We start from the raw sequence: 288 nt of genomic DNA on the forward strand, positions 1-288 counted from the left end.
CTAGCTCATATCCGTCAATATCTTTCGGTTGAGCTTCATAAGGATCCCCAATGTTTCCAGTAAGCTGTTCTGGGTCTGCAATAGGATTTCCATTTTCATCTACATATTCTACATCTACAGGTGCCCCTGGTGTAGGCTCCACAACTGGTGTATATACATAAGTTACGGTTTGTGGTTCTTCACCAAATTCACCAGTTTCATTGCTTGGTACTTCTACTAGCTCATATCCGTCAATATCTTTCGGTTGAGCTTCATAAGGATCCCCAATGTTTCCAGTAAGCTGTTCTG

Annotated in this window: 1 protein-coding gene; it reads right to left on the minus strand. The window is 42.0% G+C overall.

The annotated features are described in order from the left end of the window. Nucleotides 1–288, minus strand: a 288-nt coding sequence (locus ACDX78_RS23310; protein ID WP_486031238.1) for a MucBP domain-containing protein, incomplete at both ends; no start/stop codon positions are given.

The organism is Virgibacillus oceani (assembly GCF_041521345.1).
Taxonomy (GTDB): Bacteria; Bacillota; Bacilli; order Bacillales; family Amphibacillaceae; genus Virgibacillus_N; species Virgibacillus_N oceani_A.